Annotated in this window: 20 protein-coding genes; 7 read left to right on the forward strand and 13 right to left on the reverse strand. The window is 68.2% G+C overall.

Annotated features, from left to right (window positions below):
- Nucleotides 1-92 precede the first annotated feature (92 nt).
- Both J7654_RS17745 and J7654_RS18440 read left to right on the forward strand, forming a co-directional pair.
- Nucleotides 93-1,313: an MFS transporter gene (locus J7654_RS17745; protein ID WP_209737154.1), complete on the forward strand. Its 1,221-nt coding sequence runs from the start codon at nucleotides 93-95 to the stop codon at nucleotides 1,311-1,313.
- Nucleotides 1,310-1,435, forward strand: coding sequence for a hypothetical protein (locus J7654_RS18440; protein WP_280842346.1), 126 nt, complete (start codon nucleotides 1,310-1,312; stop codon nucleotides 1,433-1,435). The genes J7654_RS17745 and J7654_RS18440 overlap by 4 nt, the downstream gene beginning before the upstream one ends.
- Before the next feature lie 98 nt (nucleotides 1,436-1,533).
- On the opposite strand, the gene J7654_RS17750 is transcribed toward J7654_RS18440, so the two are convergent.
- The 5 genes from J7654_RS17750 to ccmA form a co-directional block, all read right to left on the reverse strand.
- Complete coding sequence (locus J7654_RS17750; protein ID WP_209737155.1) at nucleotides 1,534-2,106, reverse strand: DsbE family thiol:disulfide interchange protein; 573 nt, start codon at nucleotides 2,104-2,106, stop codon at nucleotides 1,534-1,536.
- A complete protein-coding gene (gene ccmD / locus J7654_RS17755; RefSeq protein WP_209737156.1) occupies nucleotides 2,103-2,279 on the reverse strand; it encodes a heme exporter protein CcmD in 177 nt (58 codons plus the stop codon). The genes J7654_RS17750 and ccmD overlap by 4 nt, the downstream gene beginning before the upstream one ends.
- A 5-nt stretch (nucleotides 2,280-2,284) precedes the next feature.
- Entirely contained in the window at nucleotides 2,285-3,040 is a 756-nt protein-coding gene (locus J7654_RS17760) for a heme ABC transporter permease (protein ID WP_209737157.1), read from the reverse strand.
- A 94-nt stretch (nucleotides 3,041-3,134) separates the two neighbouring features.
- The gene (gene ccmB / locus J7654_RS17765) at nucleotides 3,135-3,791 is read right to left on the reverse strand and encodes a heme exporter protein CcmB (protein ID WP_209737158.1); all 657 of its coding nucleotides are present in this window, start codon (nucleotides 3,789-3,791) and stop codon (nucleotides 3,135-3,137) included.
- On the reverse strand, nucleotides 3,788-4,441 hold the full coding sequence (gene ccmA, locus J7654_RS17770; protein WP_209737159.1) for a heme ABC exporter ATP-binding protein CcmA: 654 nt from the start codon (nucleotides 4,439-4,441) through the stop codon (nucleotides 3,788-3,790). Before ccmA ends, ccmB begins: the two co-directional genes overlap by 4 nt.
- A 325-nt stretch (nucleotides 4,442-4,766) precedes the next feature.
- On the opposite strand from ccmA, the gene acnA reads away from it, so the two are divergent.
- From acnA to J7654_RS17785, 3 genes are all read left to right on the forward strand, one after another.
- Entirely contained in the window at nucleotides 4,767-7,529 is a 2,763-nt protein-coding gene (gene acnA / locus J7654_RS17775; protein ID WP_209737160.1) for an aconitate hydratase AcnA, read from the forward strand.
- 97 nt (nucleotides 7,530-7,626) lie between these two features.
- On the forward strand, nucleotides 7,627-8,436 hold the full coding sequence (locus J7654_RS17780; RefSeq protein WP_209737161.1) for a DUF1223 domain-containing protein: 810 nt from the start codon (nucleotides 7,627-7,629) through the stop codon (nucleotides 8,434-8,436).
- 108 nt (nucleotides 8,437-8,544) lie between these two features.
- Nucleotides 8,545-8,904, forward strand: coding sequence for a DUF2794 domain-containing protein (locus J7654_RS17785; protein WP_209740696.1), 360 nt, complete (start codon nucleotides 8,545-8,547; stop codon nucleotides 8,902-8,904).
- Between the two features lie 6 nt (nucleotides 8,905-8,910).
- Here the strand turns inward: J7654_RS17785 and J7654_RS17790 are convergent, their stop codons facing one another.
- From J7654_RS17790 to J7654_RS17820, 7 genes are all read right to left on the reverse strand, one after another.
- A complete protein-coding gene (locus J7654_RS17790) occupies nucleotides 8,911-9,348 on the reverse strand; it encodes a BLUF domain-containing protein (protein WP_209737162.1) in 438 nt (145 codons plus the stop codon).
- Between the two features lie 14 nt (nucleotides 9,349-9,362).
- The gene (locus J7654_RS17795; RefSeq protein ID WP_209737163.1) at nucleotides 9,363-10,967 is read right to left on the reverse strand and encodes a sensor domain-containing protein; all 1,605 of its coding nucleotides are present in this window, start codon (nucleotides 10,965-10,967) and stop codon (nucleotides 9,363-9,365) included.
- 175 nt (nucleotides 10,968-11,142) lie between these two features.
- Nucleotides 11,143-11,715: a cysteine hydrolase family protein gene (locus J7654_RS17800; protein ID WP_209737164.1), complete on the reverse strand. Its 573-nt coding sequence runs from the start codon at nucleotides 11,713-11,715 to the stop codon at nucleotides 11,143-11,145.
- Nucleotides 11,712-12,269, reverse strand: a complete 558-nt coding sequence (locus J7654_RS17805; protein ID WP_209737165.1) for a GNAT family N-acetyltransferase — start codon at nucleotides 12,267-12,269, stop codon at nucleotides 11,712-11,714. The genes J7654_RS17800 and J7654_RS17805 overlap by 4 nt, the downstream gene beginning before the upstream one ends.
- Before the next feature lie 140 nt (nucleotides 12,270-12,409).
- Nucleotides 12,410-13,189: a Bax inhibitor-1/YccA family protein gene (locus tag J7654_RS17810; RefSeq protein WP_209737166.1), complete on the reverse strand. Its 780-nt coding sequence runs from the start codon at nucleotides 13,187-13,189 to the stop codon at nucleotides 12,410-12,412.
- A 292-nt stretch (nucleotides 13,190-13,481) separates the two neighbouring features.
- Nucleotides 13,482-16,040, reverse strand: coding sequence for an ABC transporter permease (locus J7654_RS17815; protein WP_209737167.1), 2,559 nt, complete (start codon nucleotides 16,038-16,040; stop codon nucleotides 13,482-13,484).
- The gene (locus tag J7654_RS17820) at nucleotides 16,037-16,744 is read right to left on the reverse strand and encodes an ABC transporter ATP-binding protein (RefSeq protein ID WP_209737168.1); all 708 of its coding nucleotides are present in this window, start codon (nucleotides 16,742-16,744) and stop codon (nucleotides 16,037-16,039) included. Before J7654_RS17820 ends, J7654_RS17815 begins: the two co-directional genes overlap by 4 nt.
- 139 nt (nucleotides 16,745-16,883) lie before the next feature.
- On the opposite strand from J7654_RS17820, the gene J7654_RS17825 reads away from it, so the two are divergent.
- Nucleotides 16,884-17,549 (forward strand): arylesterase, encoded by a 666-nt coding sequence (locus J7654_RS17825; RefSeq protein ID WP_209737169.1) that lies wholly within the window; start codon nucleotides 16,884-16,886, stop codon nucleotides 17,547-17,549.
- Here the strand turns inward: J7654_RS17825 and J7654_RS17830 are convergent.
- The gene (locus J7654_RS17830; RefSeq protein ID WP_209737170.1) at nucleotides 17,535-18,086 is read right to left on the reverse strand and encodes a GNAT family N-acetyltransferase; all 552 of its coding nucleotides are present in this window, start codon (nucleotides 18,084-18,086) and stop codon (nucleotides 17,535-17,537) included. The two genes, J7654_RS17825 and J7654_RS17830, sit on opposite strands and share 15 nt — an antisense overlap.
- Before the next feature lie 197 nt (nucleotides 18,087-18,283).
- Between J7654_RS17830 and thpR the strand changes: the two genes are divergently transcribed.
- A complete protein-coding gene (gene thpR, locus J7654_RS17835; RefSeq protein ID WP_209737171.1) occupies nucleotides 18,284-18,877 on the forward strand; it encodes an RNA 2',3'-cyclic phosphodiesterase in 594 nt (197 codons plus the stop codon).
- Nucleotides 18,878-18,933 lie beyond the last annotated feature (56 nt).

The raw sequence follows: 18,933 nt of genomic DNA on the forward strand, positions 1-18,933 counted from the left end.
GATTGACCGGGCAGGAGAAGCGGCCTAGGCCACGATCCTGCGCCGGAAGAGGGCAAGGGCCCGGTGTCCGGCATCGAAGGATCGGCGCCGCGATGTCTGTTTCCCCCTCCTCCCCCGTCCGCAATCCGTGGATCGTGCTGGCCTGCGCGGCGACGATCGTTACCATCGCCATGGGCATTCGCCAGTCGTCCGGCCTCTTCCTGCGGCCGATCGAGCTGGAGCTGGGGGTCGGGCGCGAAGCCTTCGGCCTCGCCATCGCGGTGCAGAACCTGATTCTGGGGCTCGCCCAGCCTTTCATCGGCGCGCTGGCGGACAGGCACGGGGCGGGCCGCGTGGCGGCGGCCGGGGCGGCGGTCTATGCGCTGGGCCTGATCCTCGCCTCGCAAAGCGCGACCGCGCTCGGCCTCAACCTCACTCTGGGCTTCCTCGTCGGCCTCGCCATGACCGGCGTCACCTTCGTCGTCGTCATCGGCGCGGCCGCGCGGGCGGTGCCACCCGAAAAGCGCGGGCTCGCCGCCGGCATCGTCACCGCCGGCGGCTCCTTCGGCCAGTTCCTGCTCGTGCCGCTGGCGCAGGGGCTCATCGGCTCGTTCGGCTGGCGCGAGACCTTCCTCATCTTCGCCGCGCTGGCGGCCGCCATCGCGGTGCTCGCCATCGGCATTGCGGGCCGGCCGAGGCAGCAGGCGGGCATCTCCACCCAGTCCTTCGGCGAGGCCCTGCGGGAGGCCTCGGGCCATTCGGGCTTCTGGCTGCTCAATGGAGGCTTCTTCGTCTGCGGCTTCCACGTCGCGTTCATCGGCACGCATCTGCCGGCCTTCCTCGCCGATCGCGGGCTCGATCCGGCCGTGGGCGCTCGCGCACTCGCGCTGATCGGCCTGTTCAACATCATCGGTTCCTATCTCTTCGGTCTCTCAGCCGACCGGTTCCGCAAGAAATACGTCCTGTCGGGCATCTATTTCGGGCGCGCGGCCATCATGGCCCTCTTTCTCTCGGTGCCCTTCTCGCCCCTTTCCGCCACGCTGTTCGCCGCCGCCATGGGCTTTCTGTGGCTCGGCACCGTGCCGCTGACCAGCGGGCTCGTGGGGCAGATCTTCGGGGTGCGCTATCTGTCGACGCTCTTCGGCATCGTCTTCCTCTTCCACCAGCTCGGCGCGTTCTTCGGCGCCTGGGCGGCCGGTCTTGCCTATGAGGCGACCGGCTCCTACGATCTGGCCTGGACCGCCTCGATCGCTCTCGCGCTCATGGCGGGCCTCCTCAACTGGCCGATCCGCGACGCGCCGGTGGCGCGGCTTTCGATGGAGGGCGCGCGATGACGAGCCCGCAGTCCCTGATCGCCCACGGCGCGGCGCTCGCGCTGGCGCTGTTCGGACTTACCCTGTGGGACGCGCAGGGCGCCGGGATCATCCGCGACGCGGTCTTCTCGTTCTGCCTCTAAAGCAGTTCCAGCAAGAGCGGGAACCGATTTCGCGTTCGCATTGCGTGGAAACGAACAGATGGAGCATTGGAGGCGATCCGGTTGTCACCGGAAATGTTTTAGCGCGCCAGCGAAGCCTCCAAAGCGGGGATGAGGCCGGTGTCCACGGAGGCTTGCGTCAGGGGCCCCGTCTGCTTCCAGAGGATCGTCCCGTCGGCGGAAACGAGGAAGGTTTCGGGCACGCCGTAGACGCCCCAGTCGATCGTCGCCGCACCCGTTCCGTCGACGCCGATGGCATCGAAGGGATTGCCCAGCTCGTCCAGAAAGGCGAGGGCCCGGTCCGGCCTGTCCTTGTAGTTGATCGCCGCCAGATCGAGCCGCGAATCCTCCCCGAGCGCCATAAGCATGGGATGCTCCTGCCGGCAGGGCCCGCACCAGGACGCGAACACGTTCACCAGCACGGGCCGGCCCGTGCCGCCCGAGGGCAGTTCCAGCGCCGGCACCGCGGCGCCCTCCAGCGGCGGCAGGGAGGTCTGCGGCGCCGGGCGGCCGATCAGCACCGAGGGAAGCGCCTGCGGGTCGCGCCCCGACAGGAGCTGCGTGAGGAAGATCGCCGCCAGCGCCCCGAAGACGAGCAGCGGAAGCGCCACGAGAAAGGGGCGGCGGCGGGCAGCGGCGGCGGGCGCGGTCACGCCGCCCCCTCGCGCGGCCTGGCTGAGGAACGGCGACGCACGCCCATCTCTTCCAGGCTCGCCAGCCGGGCGCGCGCGGCGCGCGCGTCCAGGAACACCCACAGCCCGAGGCCGGCCAGCGCCAGGCCCGAGAAACCGTAGGCCGAGACGACATAGACGAGATAATCGCCCATCGGCCCTACTCCCCAGCCCCGCGCGCCGCGCGCCGCGAGAGGGCGTGGACGCGCCGGCGCACGACCTCCGTCCGCATGACGGTGAGATGCAGCGCCAGGAAAAGCAGCGAGACGCCGAGCGCGACGAGCAGGAGCGGCTGAAGATAGACGCCCGGCATGGCCGGCCCCGCCGCGCGGATGACGCTCGCGGGCTGGTGCAGCGTGTTCCACCAGTCCACCGAGAACTTGATGATCGGGATGTTGACGAAGCCGACCAGAACGAGGATTGCCGCCGGGCGCCCCGCGCGGCCCGGCTCCTCGAAGGCGCGCGTCAGGCCGATCAGCCCCAGATACATCAGGAAGAGCACGAAGACGCTCGTCAGCCGCGCATCCCATACCCACCACGTGCCCCACATGGGGTGGCCCCAGATGGAGCCGGTGAGCAGCGCCAGCGCGGTGAACACGGCGCCCAGCGGGGCGGCCGCCTTGATGGCGACATCCGCCAGCGGATGGCGCCAGACGAGCACGCCCAGCGCCGAAACGCTCATCACGCTCCACACCATCATGGAGGCCCAGGCGAAGGGCACGTGGACGAACATGATCTTGACCGTCTCGCCCTGCTGGTAGTCCGGCGGAACGGTGAGGCCGAGCCACAGGCCGAAGCCGAGCGCGAGAAGCGCGGCCCCGTAGACCCACGGCTGCACGCGCGCCGACAGCTCCATGAAGCGCGTCGGGTTGGCGAGTGCGGAGACGCTCCAGCGTCTGGCGGCGATGTCGCTCATGGAATCGTTCTTAGATAATCCCGGCCGCCCCCGCAAATCCCGATATCGTCAGCCGCCCGAGCCAGCGGCAGGCCATGCCCCGCTTCCCTCCCTGTCAGTCGGCCGAGGCCCTGAGGGCCGCGGCCGAGGCCCACGGCCCGATGACGGCGAAGAACAGCGTCAGCGCCGCGAGCAGCATCAGGGGCGGGCCGAAGGCTGCCCCGGCGGCGGCGGCCTGCGCCACGCCGACGCCGAAGATCAGAACCGGCATGGCCAGCGGCAGGACCAGCACCGACACGAGCAGCCCGCCGCGCGGCAGCGCGACCGCCACCGAAGCCCCCACCGCGCCGACGAGGACCAGCGCGGGCGTGCCGACCAGCAGGCTGACGAAGACGGCGAGGATGCTTCCCGGCGCCAGCGCCAGAAACAGGCCGAGCAGCGGGCTTGCCAGCACCAGCGGCAGGACGCAGGCGAGCCACAGCGCCGCGCACTTGGCCGCGACCGTCAGCGCCAGCGGCATGGGGCCGGCGATGAGGAGGTCGAGGGAGCCGTCCTCCCGGTCGGCCTGGAACAGCCGGTCGAGAGCGAGAAGCGTGGCCAGCAGCGCACCGATCCAGAGGATCGCCGGCCCCACGCGCGACAGGAGCGCAAGGTCCGGCCCGAGGCCGAAGGGAATGGTGGCGATGACGGCGAGGAAGAAGACGAGCCCCGTCGCCGCCCCGCCGCCGCCTGCAAGATGGGCGGCCATGTCGCGCCGGATCACCGCCATCATGGCCGGTCCTCCTGCGGCGGGGCGGCCAGCTCGACGCGCAGCCCCTCGACGCCGAGCGGCTGGTGAGTGGCCGCCACGATCAGCCCGCCGCCTTCAAGATGCGCCTGCGCCAGACGGGCGAAGCGGGCCTGCGATTTGGCGTCCAGCGCGGCCGTGGGCTCGTCGAGAAGCCAGAGCGGGCGCGGCACGAGCAGAAGCCGGGCGATGGCCGCGCGCCGCTGCTGGCCGGACGAGAGATGCCCAACCGAAAGCCCGGACAGCCCCGGCAGGCCCACCGCCTCCAGCCCGGCTTCGACGGCGCCCGTCGCCTCTCGCGACTCGCCGCCCAGGAAGCGGTGCCAGAAGGCGAGTTCGTCGAAGAGCCGAGCCCCGGCGCGCAGGCCGTTGCGATGGCCGAGATAATGGGCGATCTCGCCGACTTGGCGAGCGGGCTCACCGTCCGGCGCCAGCGCCCCGCCGAGGCGCACCTGGCCGCGCAACGGCGGCAGTAGCCCCGCCAGCGTGCGGATGAGGGTGGACTTGCCGGCGCCGTTCGGCCCCGTGACGATCAGCGCCTCGCCCGATGCCAGCCTCAGGTCGAGCGGGGCGCCCAGCGCCTCCCCGCCCCGCCCCGTCGTCAGCCCTTCCAGGGTGATGGTGATCGCGCCCATGAGAAATCCGGCCCTTCGCCCGCGCCTTCTTGTTGGCGCGGGGGCGGAAAGGCAAGCGGTGCGCTCCTTGCGGCGCATCTTTCGCGCAAATTCGTTCGCGATCATGCTCGCACACCCTTTATAGCGATTACAAACTTGCCTATAAGGCGGCCAACCACTCCAGCGACCGGCGTGGAGTCATAGCGCCGATCTCATGTGGCCCGCTCGCGGGCCTCGAGGCGGACGGGCGGAAATGGTCGTACCCGCATTTTTCCAGCGCGCCGCGCCGGCGCGCGGGGGCGTTCGCCTTTCGGACATCATTGGTTCGGGAAGGAACGAGAGCCCCATGTCTGAAACCCATCCAGACAGCTTCAAGAGCCGCCGCACGCTGACCGTGGACGGCAAGAGCTACGTCTATTTCGATCTCAAGGAAGCCGAGAAGAACGGCCTCGAAGGCGCCTCCCGCCTGCCCTTCTCCATGAAGGTGCTTCTGGAGAACCTGCTTCGCAGCGAGGACAACCGCACCGTCTCGGCAAACGACATCCGCGCCACGGTGAAGTGGCTCTCCGACAAGGGCGCGGCCGGCCACGAGATCGCCTACCGCCCGGCGCGCGTGCTGATGCAGGACTTCACCGGCGTTCCGGCCGTCGTCGACCTCGCCGCCATGCGCGATGCCTCCGAGGCGCTCGGCGCCGACCCGCGCAAGATCAACCCGCTGGTGCCGGTCGATCTCGTCATCGACCACTCGGTGATGGTGGACCATTTCGGCCACAAGGATTCGTTCGAGAAGAACGTGGCCGTCGAGTACGACCGCAACGGCGAGCGCTACACCTTCCTGCGCTGGGGCTCGGAAGCCTTCCGCAACTTCCGCGTCGTGCCTCCCGGCACGGGCATCTGCCACCAGGTGAACCTAGAATACCTGTCGCAGACCGTATGGACGCGCGAGGAGAACGGCGAGACGATCGCCTATCCCGACACGCTGGTGGGCACCGATTCGCACACCACCATGGTCAACGGCCTCTCCGTCCTCGGCTGGGGCGTTGGCGGCATCGAGGCCGAGGCGGTCATGCTCGGCCAGCCCATCTCCATGCTGATTCCCGAGGTCATCGGCTTCCGCATGGAGGGCAAGCTCCCCGAGGGCACGACGGCCACCGACCTGGTGCTCACCGTCACCCAGATGCTGCGCAAGAAGGGCGTGGTGGGCAAATTCGTCGAGTTCTACGGCCCCGGCCTTTCGAACCTGACGCTCGAGGACCAGGCGACGATCGCCAACATGGCGCCCGAATACGGCGCGACATGCGGCTTCTTCCCCATCGACAAGGACACCATCGCCTATCTGGAGGCGACGGGCCGCGACAAGCACCGCATCGCTCTGGTGGAGGCTTACGCCAAGGCGCAGGGCATGTATCGCGAGGACGGCGTCGAGGACCCGGTCTTCACCGACACGCTCTCGCTCGACCTTTCGACAGTCGTCCCCTCCCTCGCCGGCCCGAAGCGGCCGCAGGACCGCGTCGCGCTGACGGACGCCGCCTCCGAGTTCCGCAAGGCGCTGGCGGAGCTTCAGGGCGGACGCAAGCAGGGCGCCGCCGCCAAGTCGGCCGAGGACGCCCGCTACATGGGCGAAGGCGCCGGGCAGACGCCGGGCGATGAGAGCTGCGCGCGCTACGATGTGGCCGGCGCGGACCATGGCCTTGCCGATGGCGACGTGGTGATCGCCGCCATCACCTCCTGCACCAACACCTCCAACCCCAATGTGCTGGTGGCCGCCGGCCTCGTCGCCCGCAAGGCGCACGAGAAGGGATTGACGGTGAAGCCCTGGGTGAAGACCTCGCTGGCGCCGGGCAGCCAGGTGGTGACGGAGTATCTGGAGAAGGCCGACCTCCAGAAGGATCTGGACGCGATGGGCTTCAACCTCGTGGGCTACGGCTGCACGACCTGCATCGGCAATTCCGGCCCGCTGGCCGAGCCGATCTCCGAGGCCATCAACCAGAACGACCTCGTCGCCTGCTCGGTCCTGTCGGGCAACCGCAACTTCGAGGGGCGCGTCAATCCGGACGTGCGGGCGAACTACCTCGCCTCGCCGCCGCTGGTCGTCGCCTACGCCATCGCCGGCTCGCTGTTCGTGGACATCACCAAGGATCCTCTCGGCAAGGACAAGGACGGCAACGACGTCTACCTGAAGGATATCTGGCCGACGACGCAGGAAATCGCCGAGATCGTCCGCAAGACGGTGACGCGCGACCTGTTCGAATCGCGCTATGCCGACGTCTTCCGGGGTGACGAGCACTGGCGCAGGATCGACGTTTCGGGCGGCCTGACCTACGAGTGGGACGACCGTTCGACCTACGTGCAGAACCCGCCCTATTTCGAGGGCATGGGCATGGAGCCCAAGCCGCTGCAGGACATCCGGCAGGCGCGCATCCTGGGCCTGTTCCTCGATTCGATCACCACCGACCACATCTCCCCGGCCGGCTCGATCAAGGCGAACGGCCCGGCGGGCGAGTATCTCGTCAGCCACCAGGTGCGGCCGGTGGACTTCAACTCCTACGGCGCCCGGCGCGGCAACCATCAGGTGATGATGCGCGGCACCTTCGCCAACATCCGCATCAAGAACCAGATGCTGGATGGCATCGAAGGCGGCATGACCAGGCACTACCCCTCCGGGGACGTGATGCCGATCTACGATGCGGCGATGAAGTACCAGGAGGAAGAGGTTCCGCTGGTGGTCTTCGCGGGCAAGGAGTACGGCACCGGCTCCTCGCGCGACTGGGCGGCCAAGGGCACCGTGCTGCTCGGCGTGCGCGCCGTCATCGCGGAAAGCTTCGAGCGCATCCACCGCTCCAACCTGGTGGGCATGGGCGTCGCGCCCTTCGTCTTCGCGGAGGCGGGCACGAGCTGGAAGTCGCTCGGCCTGAAGGGCGACGAGAAGGTGACGATCGAGGGCCTGACGCAGGTTCAGCCGCGCCAGACCATGGAAGCGGTGATCGAGAGCGCCGACGGCTCCACGCAGCGCGTGAAGCTTCTGTGCCGCATCGATACGCTGGACGAGCTGGAATACTACCGCAACGGCGGCATCCTCCACTACGTCCTGCGCAAGCTCGCGGCCTGAGCGGCGGGCAGCCATCGAGGAGGCCGGGCTTGCGCCCGGCCTCCCTCTCACCCGCAATTGACTGGCCGGTGTCCGGGACGGTAGCTAGCGTCTGCCCATGACACGCCAGCCCGACCTTTCGCCCGCGCATTCCGCCCCGTGCGCCATCAGCAGACGCCGCGTGCTCGCGCTGGTCGCCCTGTCGACGCTCGCTTTGCCCGCGAGAGCGGAAATGGTGGGCACCAGCGAGCAGGTGTCCGGCGTGGTCGAGCTTTTCACGAGCCAGGGCTGCGCATCCTGCCCCCCGGCCGACAAGGTTCTCTCCGCGCTGGCGGAGCGCGACGACATTCTCGCCCTCTCCTACCATGTCGATTACTGGGACTATATCGGCTGGAAGGACGCCTTCGGCAGCCGCGAGAACACCGAGCGCCAGCGCGCCTACGGCAAGGCGCTGGCCGTGCGCTCGATCTACACTCCCCAGATGATCGTCAACGGCGTGGCGGAGGTCGCGGGCCCCCACGAGGCCGTGGTGGACGCCGCCATTCGCGACACGCGCCCGCGCGACACGGCCAGCGTGCGCCTGACGCTGAACGACCGGATGCTGCAGGTGCGGGCCGAGGGCAGGCCCACCACCGACTCCCCCGGCATGGAGCCCGTGCTCGTCCTCGTCACCTTTCGCAACGAGACCATGACCAATGTGGGACGGGGCGAGAATCAGGGCCGGCAGCTGAAGAACAGCCATTCCGTCCGCTATTTCAGGGTGCTTGGCGCGCTGGCGGACAGGCCGCTGGATATCGAGATGCCCGTTTCCATGCTGGCCGATCCCGATGGTGGGGCCACCGGCTGTGCCGCCTTCGTCCAGATGATGGGCGAGGGCGGCGAACCCGGCCCCATCATCGCCGCCGCGCAGCTTACGCTGACGCCCTGACGCCGCGCGCGGGGGAACGGCTTTGCGCCGCGCCCCGTTTGGTGTCACGATAAGCGTCGTTCGCGATGGCGGACGGGTTTCCAGAGGAAGACGGGAAGCGAATTGAGTATGGAGGGACTGCCGCCGCCGATCGATCTCGCCGCGATTCGGAAGAACGGCCAATCTCCCACCGTCGTATCCTTCGACCGGCGCGAACTGTCGGAGATTCTGAAGGTCTACGGCCGGATGGTGGCGGCGGGCGAATGGCGCGACTATGCCATCGACACGCTGAAAGACCGCGCCGTCTTCTCCATCTTCCGCCGCTTCTCCGAGATGCCGATCTACCGGGTGGAGAAGGACCCCAGGCTCGCGCGCCGGCAAGGCGCCTTCAGCGTGATCGCCGCAGGCGGCCTGGTGATGAAGCGGGGCCACGATCTGGCCCAGGTGCTGCGCGTCTTCGACAAGAGCCTGAAGCTGGTGGGCGAATAGAAGCCGTCAGGCCGCCAACCCCTCTTCGTCACGGACGAGGTCCTTGAGCAGCGCATGAATGCGTGCCTTGTCCAGAGCTTCGGGATCGAAGCCGCTGGAAAGGCCGATTTCGGCGAAGCGATACGCGTTCTTCGACGAACGGCCGACGAACCCCATGGCCCATGTCGCGAAGCTGCGTTCTTCGATCGGCTCGATCGCCAGCACCGATACGTCGCCGTGCCGCTCGTCCTGCTGGATACGCTCGAAGGTGGATTCCACCGCCTCCAGCGGCCCTTCCAGAATCTGCGCGAAGCAGCCCGCGTTGAACAGGAGCGCCCCCGTCACGCCGGCGCGCTCATTGTTGCGCCGGCTGGTGTCAAGGATGGCCTCGACCTCGCGCGCAAGGTCGCTCTCCTCGCCCGCGATATGGTTCCGGCTGTAATAGACAAGCTGGTAGAGGGACATGGTGGTTTCCGAAGTCAACGATCAAGGAACGCGCCGATACTGGCGGAGGCCATCGGCCGGCCGGTGAAATAGCCTTGGACGTGCGTGCAATGCTCGCCGCGAATGCGCTCGAGCTGCTCGGCCGTCTCCACCCCCTCCGCCGTGATCGCCATGCCGAGGCTGGAGCCCAGCCGGGCGATGGCCTTGAGAATGGCGGCGCTTTCGGGATTCTCGCTCGCGCCCTGGATGAAGGAGCGGTCGATCTTGATCTTGTCGAAGGGGAATTTCTGAAGATAGCTGAGGGACGAATAGCCAGTGCCGAAATCGTCCATCGAGATGCGCACGCCCATGTCGCGCAGGCGGGCAAGGGCAGCCAGCACGCTCTGCGTCTCGTCGAGCAGCGCGCTTTCGGTGATCTCGATCTCCAGCCGGTGCGCCGGCAGGCCCGACTGCGCAAGCGCCGACAGAACCGTCTCCACCAGCGTCCCGTCCTTGAACTGCACGGGGGAGACGTTGACCGCCACCGTCATAGGATCGGGCCACCCGGCGGCAGTGGTGCAGGCCGTGCGCAGAACCCACTCACCGATCTTGCCGATGAGCCCCGTTTCCTCCGCCAGCGGAATGAAGCTGAGAGGCGAAATGCGGCCGCGCGTGGGATGGTCCCAGCGCAGCAGCGCCTCGAACCCCGTCACTTTATTACCGGAGAGCTCGAGGAAAGGCTGGTAATGAAGCTCGAACTGCCGCAGCGCCAGCGCACGGCGAAGATCGACTTCAAGCTCGCGACGCTCGCGAATCGAGGCGTCCATGCCGGTCTCGAAGAGGCGGAACTGGCCGCGCCCGCCGCGCTTGGCCTCATGCAGCGCCAGTTCTGCGTCGCGCATCAGGTCTCTGGCCGAAAGGCCTTCCTCCTGCACGGCCACCCCGACGCTTGCCGCGATATTCACGGTGTGGCCGCCAAGAACGTAGGTGCGGCCCACAAGGTCGACCAGCCGTTTCGCAAGCCTTTCGGCATCCGCCGCCGAGCCGGCCCCCGTTTGCACCACGACGAACTCGTCACCGCCGATCCGCGCGATGCAGTCGCCCTTGCGGCAGGCCGCGCGCAGACGGCTGGCCACCTTGGCGATGAGGCGATCGCCGATCTCGTGCCCGAGCGTGTCGTTGATGATCTTGAAACGGTCGAGATCAAGGCAGTGGACCGCGACGCCCTGCCCTTCCCCGCGTGAGGAAAGAAGCGCCCGGCTCAATTCCTCATGCAGGCCACCGCGCGTCGCGAGCCCCGTCAGCTCGTCGGTCTCCGCCTGCGTCGCGGCACCACATCCGACGCTCGAGGTGAGGCTCAACACCGCACCTGCGGCCACCGCCATGCCGACCCGCGCCTCGTACCGCCCGCCCCGTGCGCTCACCAGCGCCAGCGGCCCCGCGCCGGAACGCATGATCTGCTCGAAAGCCCCTTCGGCAAAAATCGCATCGAGCGGCTGGCCCACGATCCGCTCGCCCAGTTCTTGCCGCGCCGCCCCGTTCGCGAAGACGACCCGCCCCGCGCTATCGAGCGCCAGCACCGGGTGCCCGATCGCGTTGAGGATGGCCCCGGACGAGGGCCTCTCCTCGGCATCGGAACTGAAAGGAAGCGGGATAGACATGACATGGTCCTGATCGGCTACCAGGGTAAACTGGATCAAAAACCTTAAGACTATGTCGAATGAAGAAGTTCCAATCAGAGCGGGTCACTTTTTCTCGAAGAGAGACCCGTTTTTAAATTAACAACTGCACAATGATGCTTTGCCGGCTATGGAGCAAAGCGTGCCGGCAACCCTGTCAGCGCAGGCCGGCCATGGCGGCTACGACCTCCTCGGTCCATACGATCCTGGCGAACTCGTCCGAAAGATTGGCCAGTGTCATGGCGTGGATATCCTCGGCAAGGTGGTAGTCGCCATCCGGTCCCACCCGGTCGAACGTCCAGGCTGCGTCGCGCACCAGCCACGCCTCGAAGCCCAGATTGCCGGCCATGCGCGTCGTCGTCTCCACGCAATGATTGGTGGTGACACCGCAGATCACCAGCCGGGACACGCCTCCGTCCCGCAGCCGCCATTCCAGGTCGGTGCCGATGAAGGCGCTGTTCACGCGCTTCACGATCACCACCTCGCCCGGTTCCTCGCGTCCCTTGTCCATGACTTCCCCGCCGCTCGCCCCCGGCGCGAAGGATGAGGAGGGCGCAAGGCTCTGATGGCGGATATGGAAAATCGGCGCCCCTGCGGCGCGAAACGCGGCCAGGAGATCGGCGATGCGGTCCATGGCGTGCGGATTGTTGCGTCGCCTGCCGGCGGCCTCCCATTCCTCGAACGCCTTCTGCGCATCGATGACGACGAGCGCGGTTCGCTCCGTGCTCATGCGATCGTACCGGGATAGGCGCCCTCGTTCGGCAGGCTCGCCTTGCCGTCACCCAGCGACTTCTGCATCAGCACCGTGTCGAGCCAGCGCCCGAACTTGAAGCCGGAGCCCTCGAAGACGCCGATCAGGCGAAAGCCGAGCTTCTCGTGCAGGCGAATCGAGGCCTTGTGCTCCGAACCGCCGATCACCGCGATCATCTGCCGGAAGCCGGCCTCCTCGCACAGTTCGACGAGGCGCTCGAGCAGAGCCGTGCCGATGCCCCGCCCCTGCGCCGCCGGCGCCAGATAGATCGAATCCTCCACCGACCAGCGATAGGCCGGGCGCGTGCGGAACGGGCCGGCATAGGCGTAGGCGATGACCGTGCCGTCCGTGTCGCAGGCAACGATGTAGGGATAGCCCTGCCCGGCCAGCGTGTCGAAGCGGGCGGCCATTTCCGTTTCGCGGGGCGGCGTCAGCTCGAAGCTGGCCGTGCCGTGCAGGACGGCATGCTCGTAGATCTCGGTGATGGCGGGAATATCGGCGGATCGGGCGGGGCGAAGAACGAAGGCGCTCATGGGACACTCGGGGAGAGAGACATCGCTGATATGCCTTCCTTAGCCCCCTGCCCGACCCTTCTCAACGAGAAGCTGGAAGCGCAAACGGAAAGGGCGGCCCGAAGGCCGCCCGCTCTGCCATCTGCCGAGGCGACGCGCGATTATTCGCGATTGCCGAAGAACTGCAGCATGAACATGAACATGTTGATGAAGTTCAGGTACAGGGAGAGCGCGCCCATGATGGCCTTGCGGCCCGCCACCAGCGTGTCGTCGCCCTCGAAATACATCTCCTTGATGCGCTGCGTGTCGTAGGCGGTCAGGCCGGCGAAGACGAGAACGCCGATGACCGACACGGCGAAGCCGAGCGCCGAGGACTGCAGGAAGATGTTGACGATCATCGCGATGATGACGCCGAACAGGCCCATCACCAGGAAGGAGCCCCAGCCGGAGAGGTCGCGCTTGGTGGTGTAGCCGAAGAGCGACAGCGCGCCGAAGGAGGCGGCGGTGATGAAGAAGACCTGGACGATCGACTCCTGCGTGAAGACGAGGAAGATCGTGGAGAGCGACAGGCCTACAAGGGCCGCGTAGCTCCAGAAGGTCGCCTGCGCGGCGCCCAGGCTCATCTTGTGCACACGGAAGGACAGGAAGAAGACCAGCGCCAGCGGCGCGAGCATCAGCACCCAGCGCAGCGGCGAGGTGAAGACGGCCACGCCCAGCGGCGTGAGCCACATATCGGGCCGGATCTGCGCGCCGCCATCGACGGGCGTGCCCGAAGTCGCCAGCATGAACAGCCCGTAGGCGGCCACGCCGGTGATGGCGAGCCCGGCCGCCATCAGATTGTAGACCTTGAGCATGTAGCTGCGCAGGCCTTGGTCGATCTGCACATCCGCGCGGTTACCGGCGGCCGGCACCCTCGCGCCGTAGTTCCGATAATCAGCCATTGTCGTTTGTCCTTTCTGCGTGTCCCGTCCGGTGTCTGCGTGCGGGACATCTGCATCTCCCTTCCGTGCCGAAGGGAAATGCAGATGTCCCGGGCGACCTCTTCGAGGTCTCGTCCCACGCACGCAAAGGCGCCGCTGGCGGGACGCCCAGCCTGCCTATGTTGAAATATGCGCAAGCCTTCCCGGTTAAACAAGAGCGCAAGGCGCTTCCCACCAAGGAATCGAACATTCCACGATTAAATTCGCGTTATGCTCGCGCCCCGGCCCGTCATTTCTGCAACCTGCGCTCGCGTTACAGCTCGCGCAGGACCGGCGCCGCCTTCTGCCCCAGCACCCGCCATGTGCCGACGAGGCCGAATCCCACGGTCAGGACGAGAGAGAGCACGAGCGTGGCCAGCGCCACCGTCCAGTCGAGCGAGAAGGGCAACTGCATGATGCGCGCGATGACGAACCACGCCGAGAGCGCGCCCGCGCCCACGGCGAACAGCGCGGTGGCCGCGCCGAGCAGCCCGTACTCCGTCGCGTAGGCGCGGATCAGCGTGCCGCGCGTGGCCCCCAGCGTCTTCAGAACCACCGCGTCGTGCACGCGGCCGCGATTGCCGGCGGCGAGCGCCCCGGAAAGGACCAGCACTGAGGCGACCAGCGCCACCGCAGCCGCCGCTCGGATGGCGAGCGCAAGCTGCGCGATCAGGTCGTTCACCGCGTCGAGCGCCTCGCCGACGCGAACGCTCGTCACCGCCGGAAAGGCGTTGGAAACGCCCGACAGCACGGCCCGCTCCTCCTCGAAGGTGGCATCCGGCATTTCGAGCGTCGCCAGCCATGCGTGCGGCGCACCCGCGAAGGTGTTGGGCGAGAAGACCATGACGAAGTTGATCGACAGCGATTCCCACTCCACCGAGCGAAGATTGGCGATGCGCGCGGTGATCGTTCGCCCCAGCACGTTCACCGTCACCGTATCGCCGATGGAGAGGCCGAGCTCGCCCGCCTCCTGCGCGGCGAAGGAGACGAGGGGCTCGCCGTCATAGCCTTGCGGCCACCACTCCCCGCTCGTCAGCGTGGAGTTCGCCGGCACCTCGTCCGCGTAGGTCAGCCCCCGGTCGCCACGCAGCACCCAGGCGCCCTCGGGCGGCACCTCCAGCTCGCGCACGTCGGTGCCGTTCAGCGCGGTGATGCGCCCGCGCAGCATGGGAACGGACTGCAGCTCGCCCCGAGGCGCAAGCCGCCCCACCTCGCCGCGGAAAGCCTCCAGCTCGGCGCCCTGGATGTCCACGAAGAAGAAGTTCGGCGCGCGAGACGCGATGTTGGTGCCGATCTCCGAGCGCAGATTGGCGTCGATGGAGGTGAGCGCCACCAGCAGCGTCAGCCCGAGCCCGAGCGAGAGCACCACCGAGGCGGTGAGCGCGCCCGGCCGGTGGATGTTGCCGATGGCCAGGCGCAGCGGCGTGGATGAGACGCGCGGCGCGCGCGCGGCCAGCTTCTGGATGACGAAGGCGACCACGCGCAGAATGACGAAGGCGGCGGCCGTGGCGAGGAGGAAGGTCCATGCGATGCGACGGTCCTCGGCGATGAAGATCGCCAGCGCCGCGATGACGAGCGCTAGGCCCAGCGAGGCGCCAAGATAGGTCCAGCGGATGCGGCCCTTTTCGCCCGTGCCGCCGGTGCGGAACAGCGCCGTCGCGGCCACGTCCCGCGTGCGGCCGAGCGGCAGGAGGGCGAAGGCCAGCGCCGTCAGCGCCCCGAACAGGGCGGCGAGCGCCAGCGCGCCGGGATAGATGGAGGCGTCGGCCGAGACGGGAATGACGCTTTCGAGGAACCCGGCGGTCGCGAAAGGCGCCAGTGCCCCCAGAACGAGCCCCAGAACAATGCCCACCCCCGCCAGCGTCATGATCTGCAAAAGGTAGATGGACACGACGAAGCGCCCCCCGCCGCCCAGCGACTTGAACGTGGCGATCACCGGGCGCTTGGCGTCGAGATAGGCGTTCACGGCATTGGCGACGCCGACGCCCCCGACGATGAGGGCGGTGAGGCCCACCAGGGTCAGGAATTGCGAGAAGCGTTCGATATTGCGCTGGAGCGCGGGGGCGGCCCGCTCGGAGGTGCGGATGCTCCAGCCCGCGTCTGGAAAACGCTCACCCGCCTCTTCCGAGGCCGTCGCGCCGTCGCGCCCTTCGGACAGGCGGATCTTGTAGATGTTCTCCACCAGGCTGCCCGGCTGCACGAGGCCGGTGGCCGCCAGCCCCTCCAGCGACAGCATAAGGCGCGGTGCGAAGACGAAGCCGTCGGAGAGGATGTCCGGCTCTCGCGCCAGCACGCCGCGAAGCTCGATCTCGCTATCGCCGACAAGCACGATGTCTCCGACATCGAGCCCGAGGCGGCCGTAGAACTCGCTGGGCGCCACGGCCCCGAAGCGGCCGTCCCGCGCCTCCAGAAGGCTCGGCAGCGGCTCGGCGGGCTCCGTCAGCACCGCGCCGTAGAGCGGATAGGCCCCGTCCACCGCCTTGATCTCGCTCAAGGTCTGATCGCTGCCATCGGCGAGGCGCGCCATGGAGCGCATGGTTGCGCTCCGGGCGACGGCGCCCTGCCCGCGCATCCACTCCTCTTCATCCGGCGTCGCAAGGCGCTGGCCGAGGCCGAAGCGGATGTCGCCGCCCAGAATCGCACGCCCCTCCTGGGCGATGCCCTGTGTCATCATCTGCGAGACCGAGTTCACGGCCGCGATGGAGGCCACGCCCAGCGTGATGCAGGCGAGGAAGATGTAGAAGCCCTTCAGGCCGCCGCGCATCTCGCGCAACGCGAAGCGCCAGGCGAGCCTCAGATCGCCCGCCGGCCTCGTCGCATCGCCCGCGCTCATTCGGCGGCGCTCGAAAGGGCGGCGGACCGACCGTCGTCGTAAATCTCGCCCGAGCGCACGGAAACCTCGCGCCCGCAGCGCGCGGCCAGCGTCTTGTCGTGCGTGACGAGCACCATGGTCATCGAGCGCCGCTCGCGCTCGGCGAAGAGAAGGTCGGCGACGGTCGCGCCGGTCTCGGCGTCCAGATTGCCGGTTGGTTCGTCCGCGATCAGGATGGCGGGCTCGGGTGCCAGCGCGCGGGCGATCGCCACACGCTGCTGCTCGCCGCCGGAGAGCGAGCCGGGATAATGGTCCGCGCGCTGGCCCAGGCCCACGGCCTCCAGCTCGCGCCGCGCGCGTGCGAAGGCATCGGCATGGCCCGCCAGTTCCAGCGGCACCGCCACGTTTTCCAGCGCCGTCATGTTGGGAATGAGGTGGAAGGACTGGAAGACGATGCCGACATGGCGGCCGCGAAAGGCGGCCAGCCGGTCTTCCGAAAGCCCCTGAAGCGACTGGCCGGCGATCTCGACCACGCCCTCGTCCGCTCGCTCGAGCCCCGCCAGCACCATCAGCAGCGTGGACTTCCCCGAGCCCGAGGGGCCGACGATGCCCACCGATTCGCCCCGCTCGACCCTGAGATCGACGCCTTTCAGGACATGGACCGCGCCCCGGCCCTGGCCGAGCGTCAGATGAACCTTTTGTAATCGGATCGCAGGTTCTGCCACGCCGCTCGCCTCCCTATCTTACGCCACCACGGCTCCCCTCGAAGCCGCAGCCGCCGGAGTGGCCTTGAGCCTCTCCCGAAATTCCGCCCCTTGCGAGGCAGTCCTGCCGCACCGCAACGAACCGACATATGGCCTCACGATGCAGCGCTTCCAACCGCTTTGTTCCTCTCTTCTCGCCTTCGTGACGGCGCTCGTCCTTCTTGCCGCCCCGGCGGCGGCGGTCGCGCAGGAGCGGTTGGAGGTCGTGGCCTTCGGCGACAGCCTGGTCGCGGGCTACGGCGTCGGGCCAGGCGAAGCCTTTCCCGAGCAATTGCAGGCGGCGCTGCGCGCGCGCGGCTACGATGTCGATGTGATCAATGCGGGCGTCTCGGGCGACACGACCTCGGCGGGGCTCGCCCGGCTGGACTGGTCGGTTCCCGAAAGCGCCGATCTGGTGATCGTGGAACTGGGCGCCAACGACGCGCTGCGCGGCGTCTCCCCCCAGGTGATGCGGCAGAATCTCGACGAGATCCTTGCCCGGCTCACGGCCCGGCCGGGAACCGAAGTGCTCCTCGCCGGCATGGTGGCCCCGCCCAACATGGGCGGCGACTACGGGCGCAACTTCAACCCCGTCTACGAGGAACTGGCGCGCAAGCACGACGTGCCGCTCTATCCCTTCTTCCTTGACGGGGTCGCCTCCATCGTCGAGCTCAACCAGAACGACTACATGCACCCCAATGCGCGGGGCATCGAGGTGATCGTGGAGCGCATCCTGCCGATGGTCACGCGCAGCCTCGACGCGATTCGCGCCTCACGCGGCGGCTGAAAGGACCGGGCGCGGCGCGTGCGGGCGAATCTCGGCAATCGTCTCGCCGTCCTCGAAGGAGAGCTCTGCGGCGTGGGCGCGCGCGATCCTCTGCATCGCCACATTCTCGCGCAGGCAGTGCAGCAGCAGGCGCTGGACCCCGGCCATACGCGCGCTTTCCAGAAGGCTGGAGAACAGGCGGCTGCCGAAGCCGAGGCGGCGATAGGGCTTCTCCAGGCTGAAGGCACCTTCCGCCTGCCCCGTATCGCGCGGATCGAACCGCAATTCGGCCACGCCGCGAAGCACGCCCGCCACGAAGATGCCGACGATCCCGGCACCCTGGAACGCCTTCACGGCATAGTTCCGGATGAAGATATCGTTGACCGGTGCACCGAAGCGCAGGCGGCGGCAGGCGGGTTCGAGGCGCTGGAGATGCTCGCGCAGCGCCGGCGCGTCTGCAACCACCAGAAGGCGAATCTCGACAGGACCGAAAGGGTTGGCGGACGTCTCGATCGCGCCGGCTCGGCGCAGGCCGTCATCGGGAAATGGATGCTGCATCGCCGCCTGTCCGCAAGGAAGACCCCGTCCGTTCGCGCCTCCCTTACGCCTGGTTCAGGTCTATGCCGCACCGCACCCTTCCACAACGCATGCCTGTGCATTGCAGCCATGCGGACTTGAAAGCGGCGGGCGCGGATGAAACTCTTTTTGCGCGGCGCAGCGTTACCCGCGCCGCTCTCGAGGACAGGGGAGCTGCCATGCCGCGCCTTTTCACCGCCATCGAGATCGGCAGGGATGCCGCCCTCTCCCTTTCCTTCCTGCGCGGCGGGCTGACCTCGGCCCGCTGGATCGACCCGGAGAACTACCACCTCACGCTGCGCTTCATCGGCGATGTGGAGGCGCGCGTGGCCGACGAGATCGTCGCGGCCCTCGACCGGATCGAGCGCGCGCCTTTCGACATCGCCCTTCAGGGCCTTGGCGCCTTCGGGTCGAAGAAGCCGCACTCCATCTATGCGAGCGTGGCGCCCTCGCCCGCGCTCGAGCGTTTGCAGAACGAGGTGGACCGCGCCGTGCGGCGCGTCGGCCTGCCGGCGGACGCGCGCAAATTCGTGCCCCACGTCACGCTGGCGCGGCTGCGCCATCCCAAGGCTGAGGACGTGGCGCGCTACCTGACCGCGCGCGGCGACTTCCGCACATCGCCCTTCCCCGTCGCGCGATTCGTCCTGTTCTCGTCGAAGGATTCGGTCGGCGGCGGCCCTTACGTCCTGGAAGAGGCCTTCGCGTTGCGCGAGCCCGCCATGCGGGGCGGCCGGACGCCGGCGGTGGCGAGCGCCGCCCACCCCTGGCGCTGACCTCCTCTACAAGCGGAGCCTCGCCGCCCTTATCTTCTCGCCCTGCGGCGGCAAGA

It is taken from the genome of Aureimonas populi (assembly GCF_017815515.1).
GTDB lineage: Bacteria > Pseudomonadota > Alphaproteobacteria > Rhizobiales > Rhizobiaceae > Aureimonas > Aureimonas populi.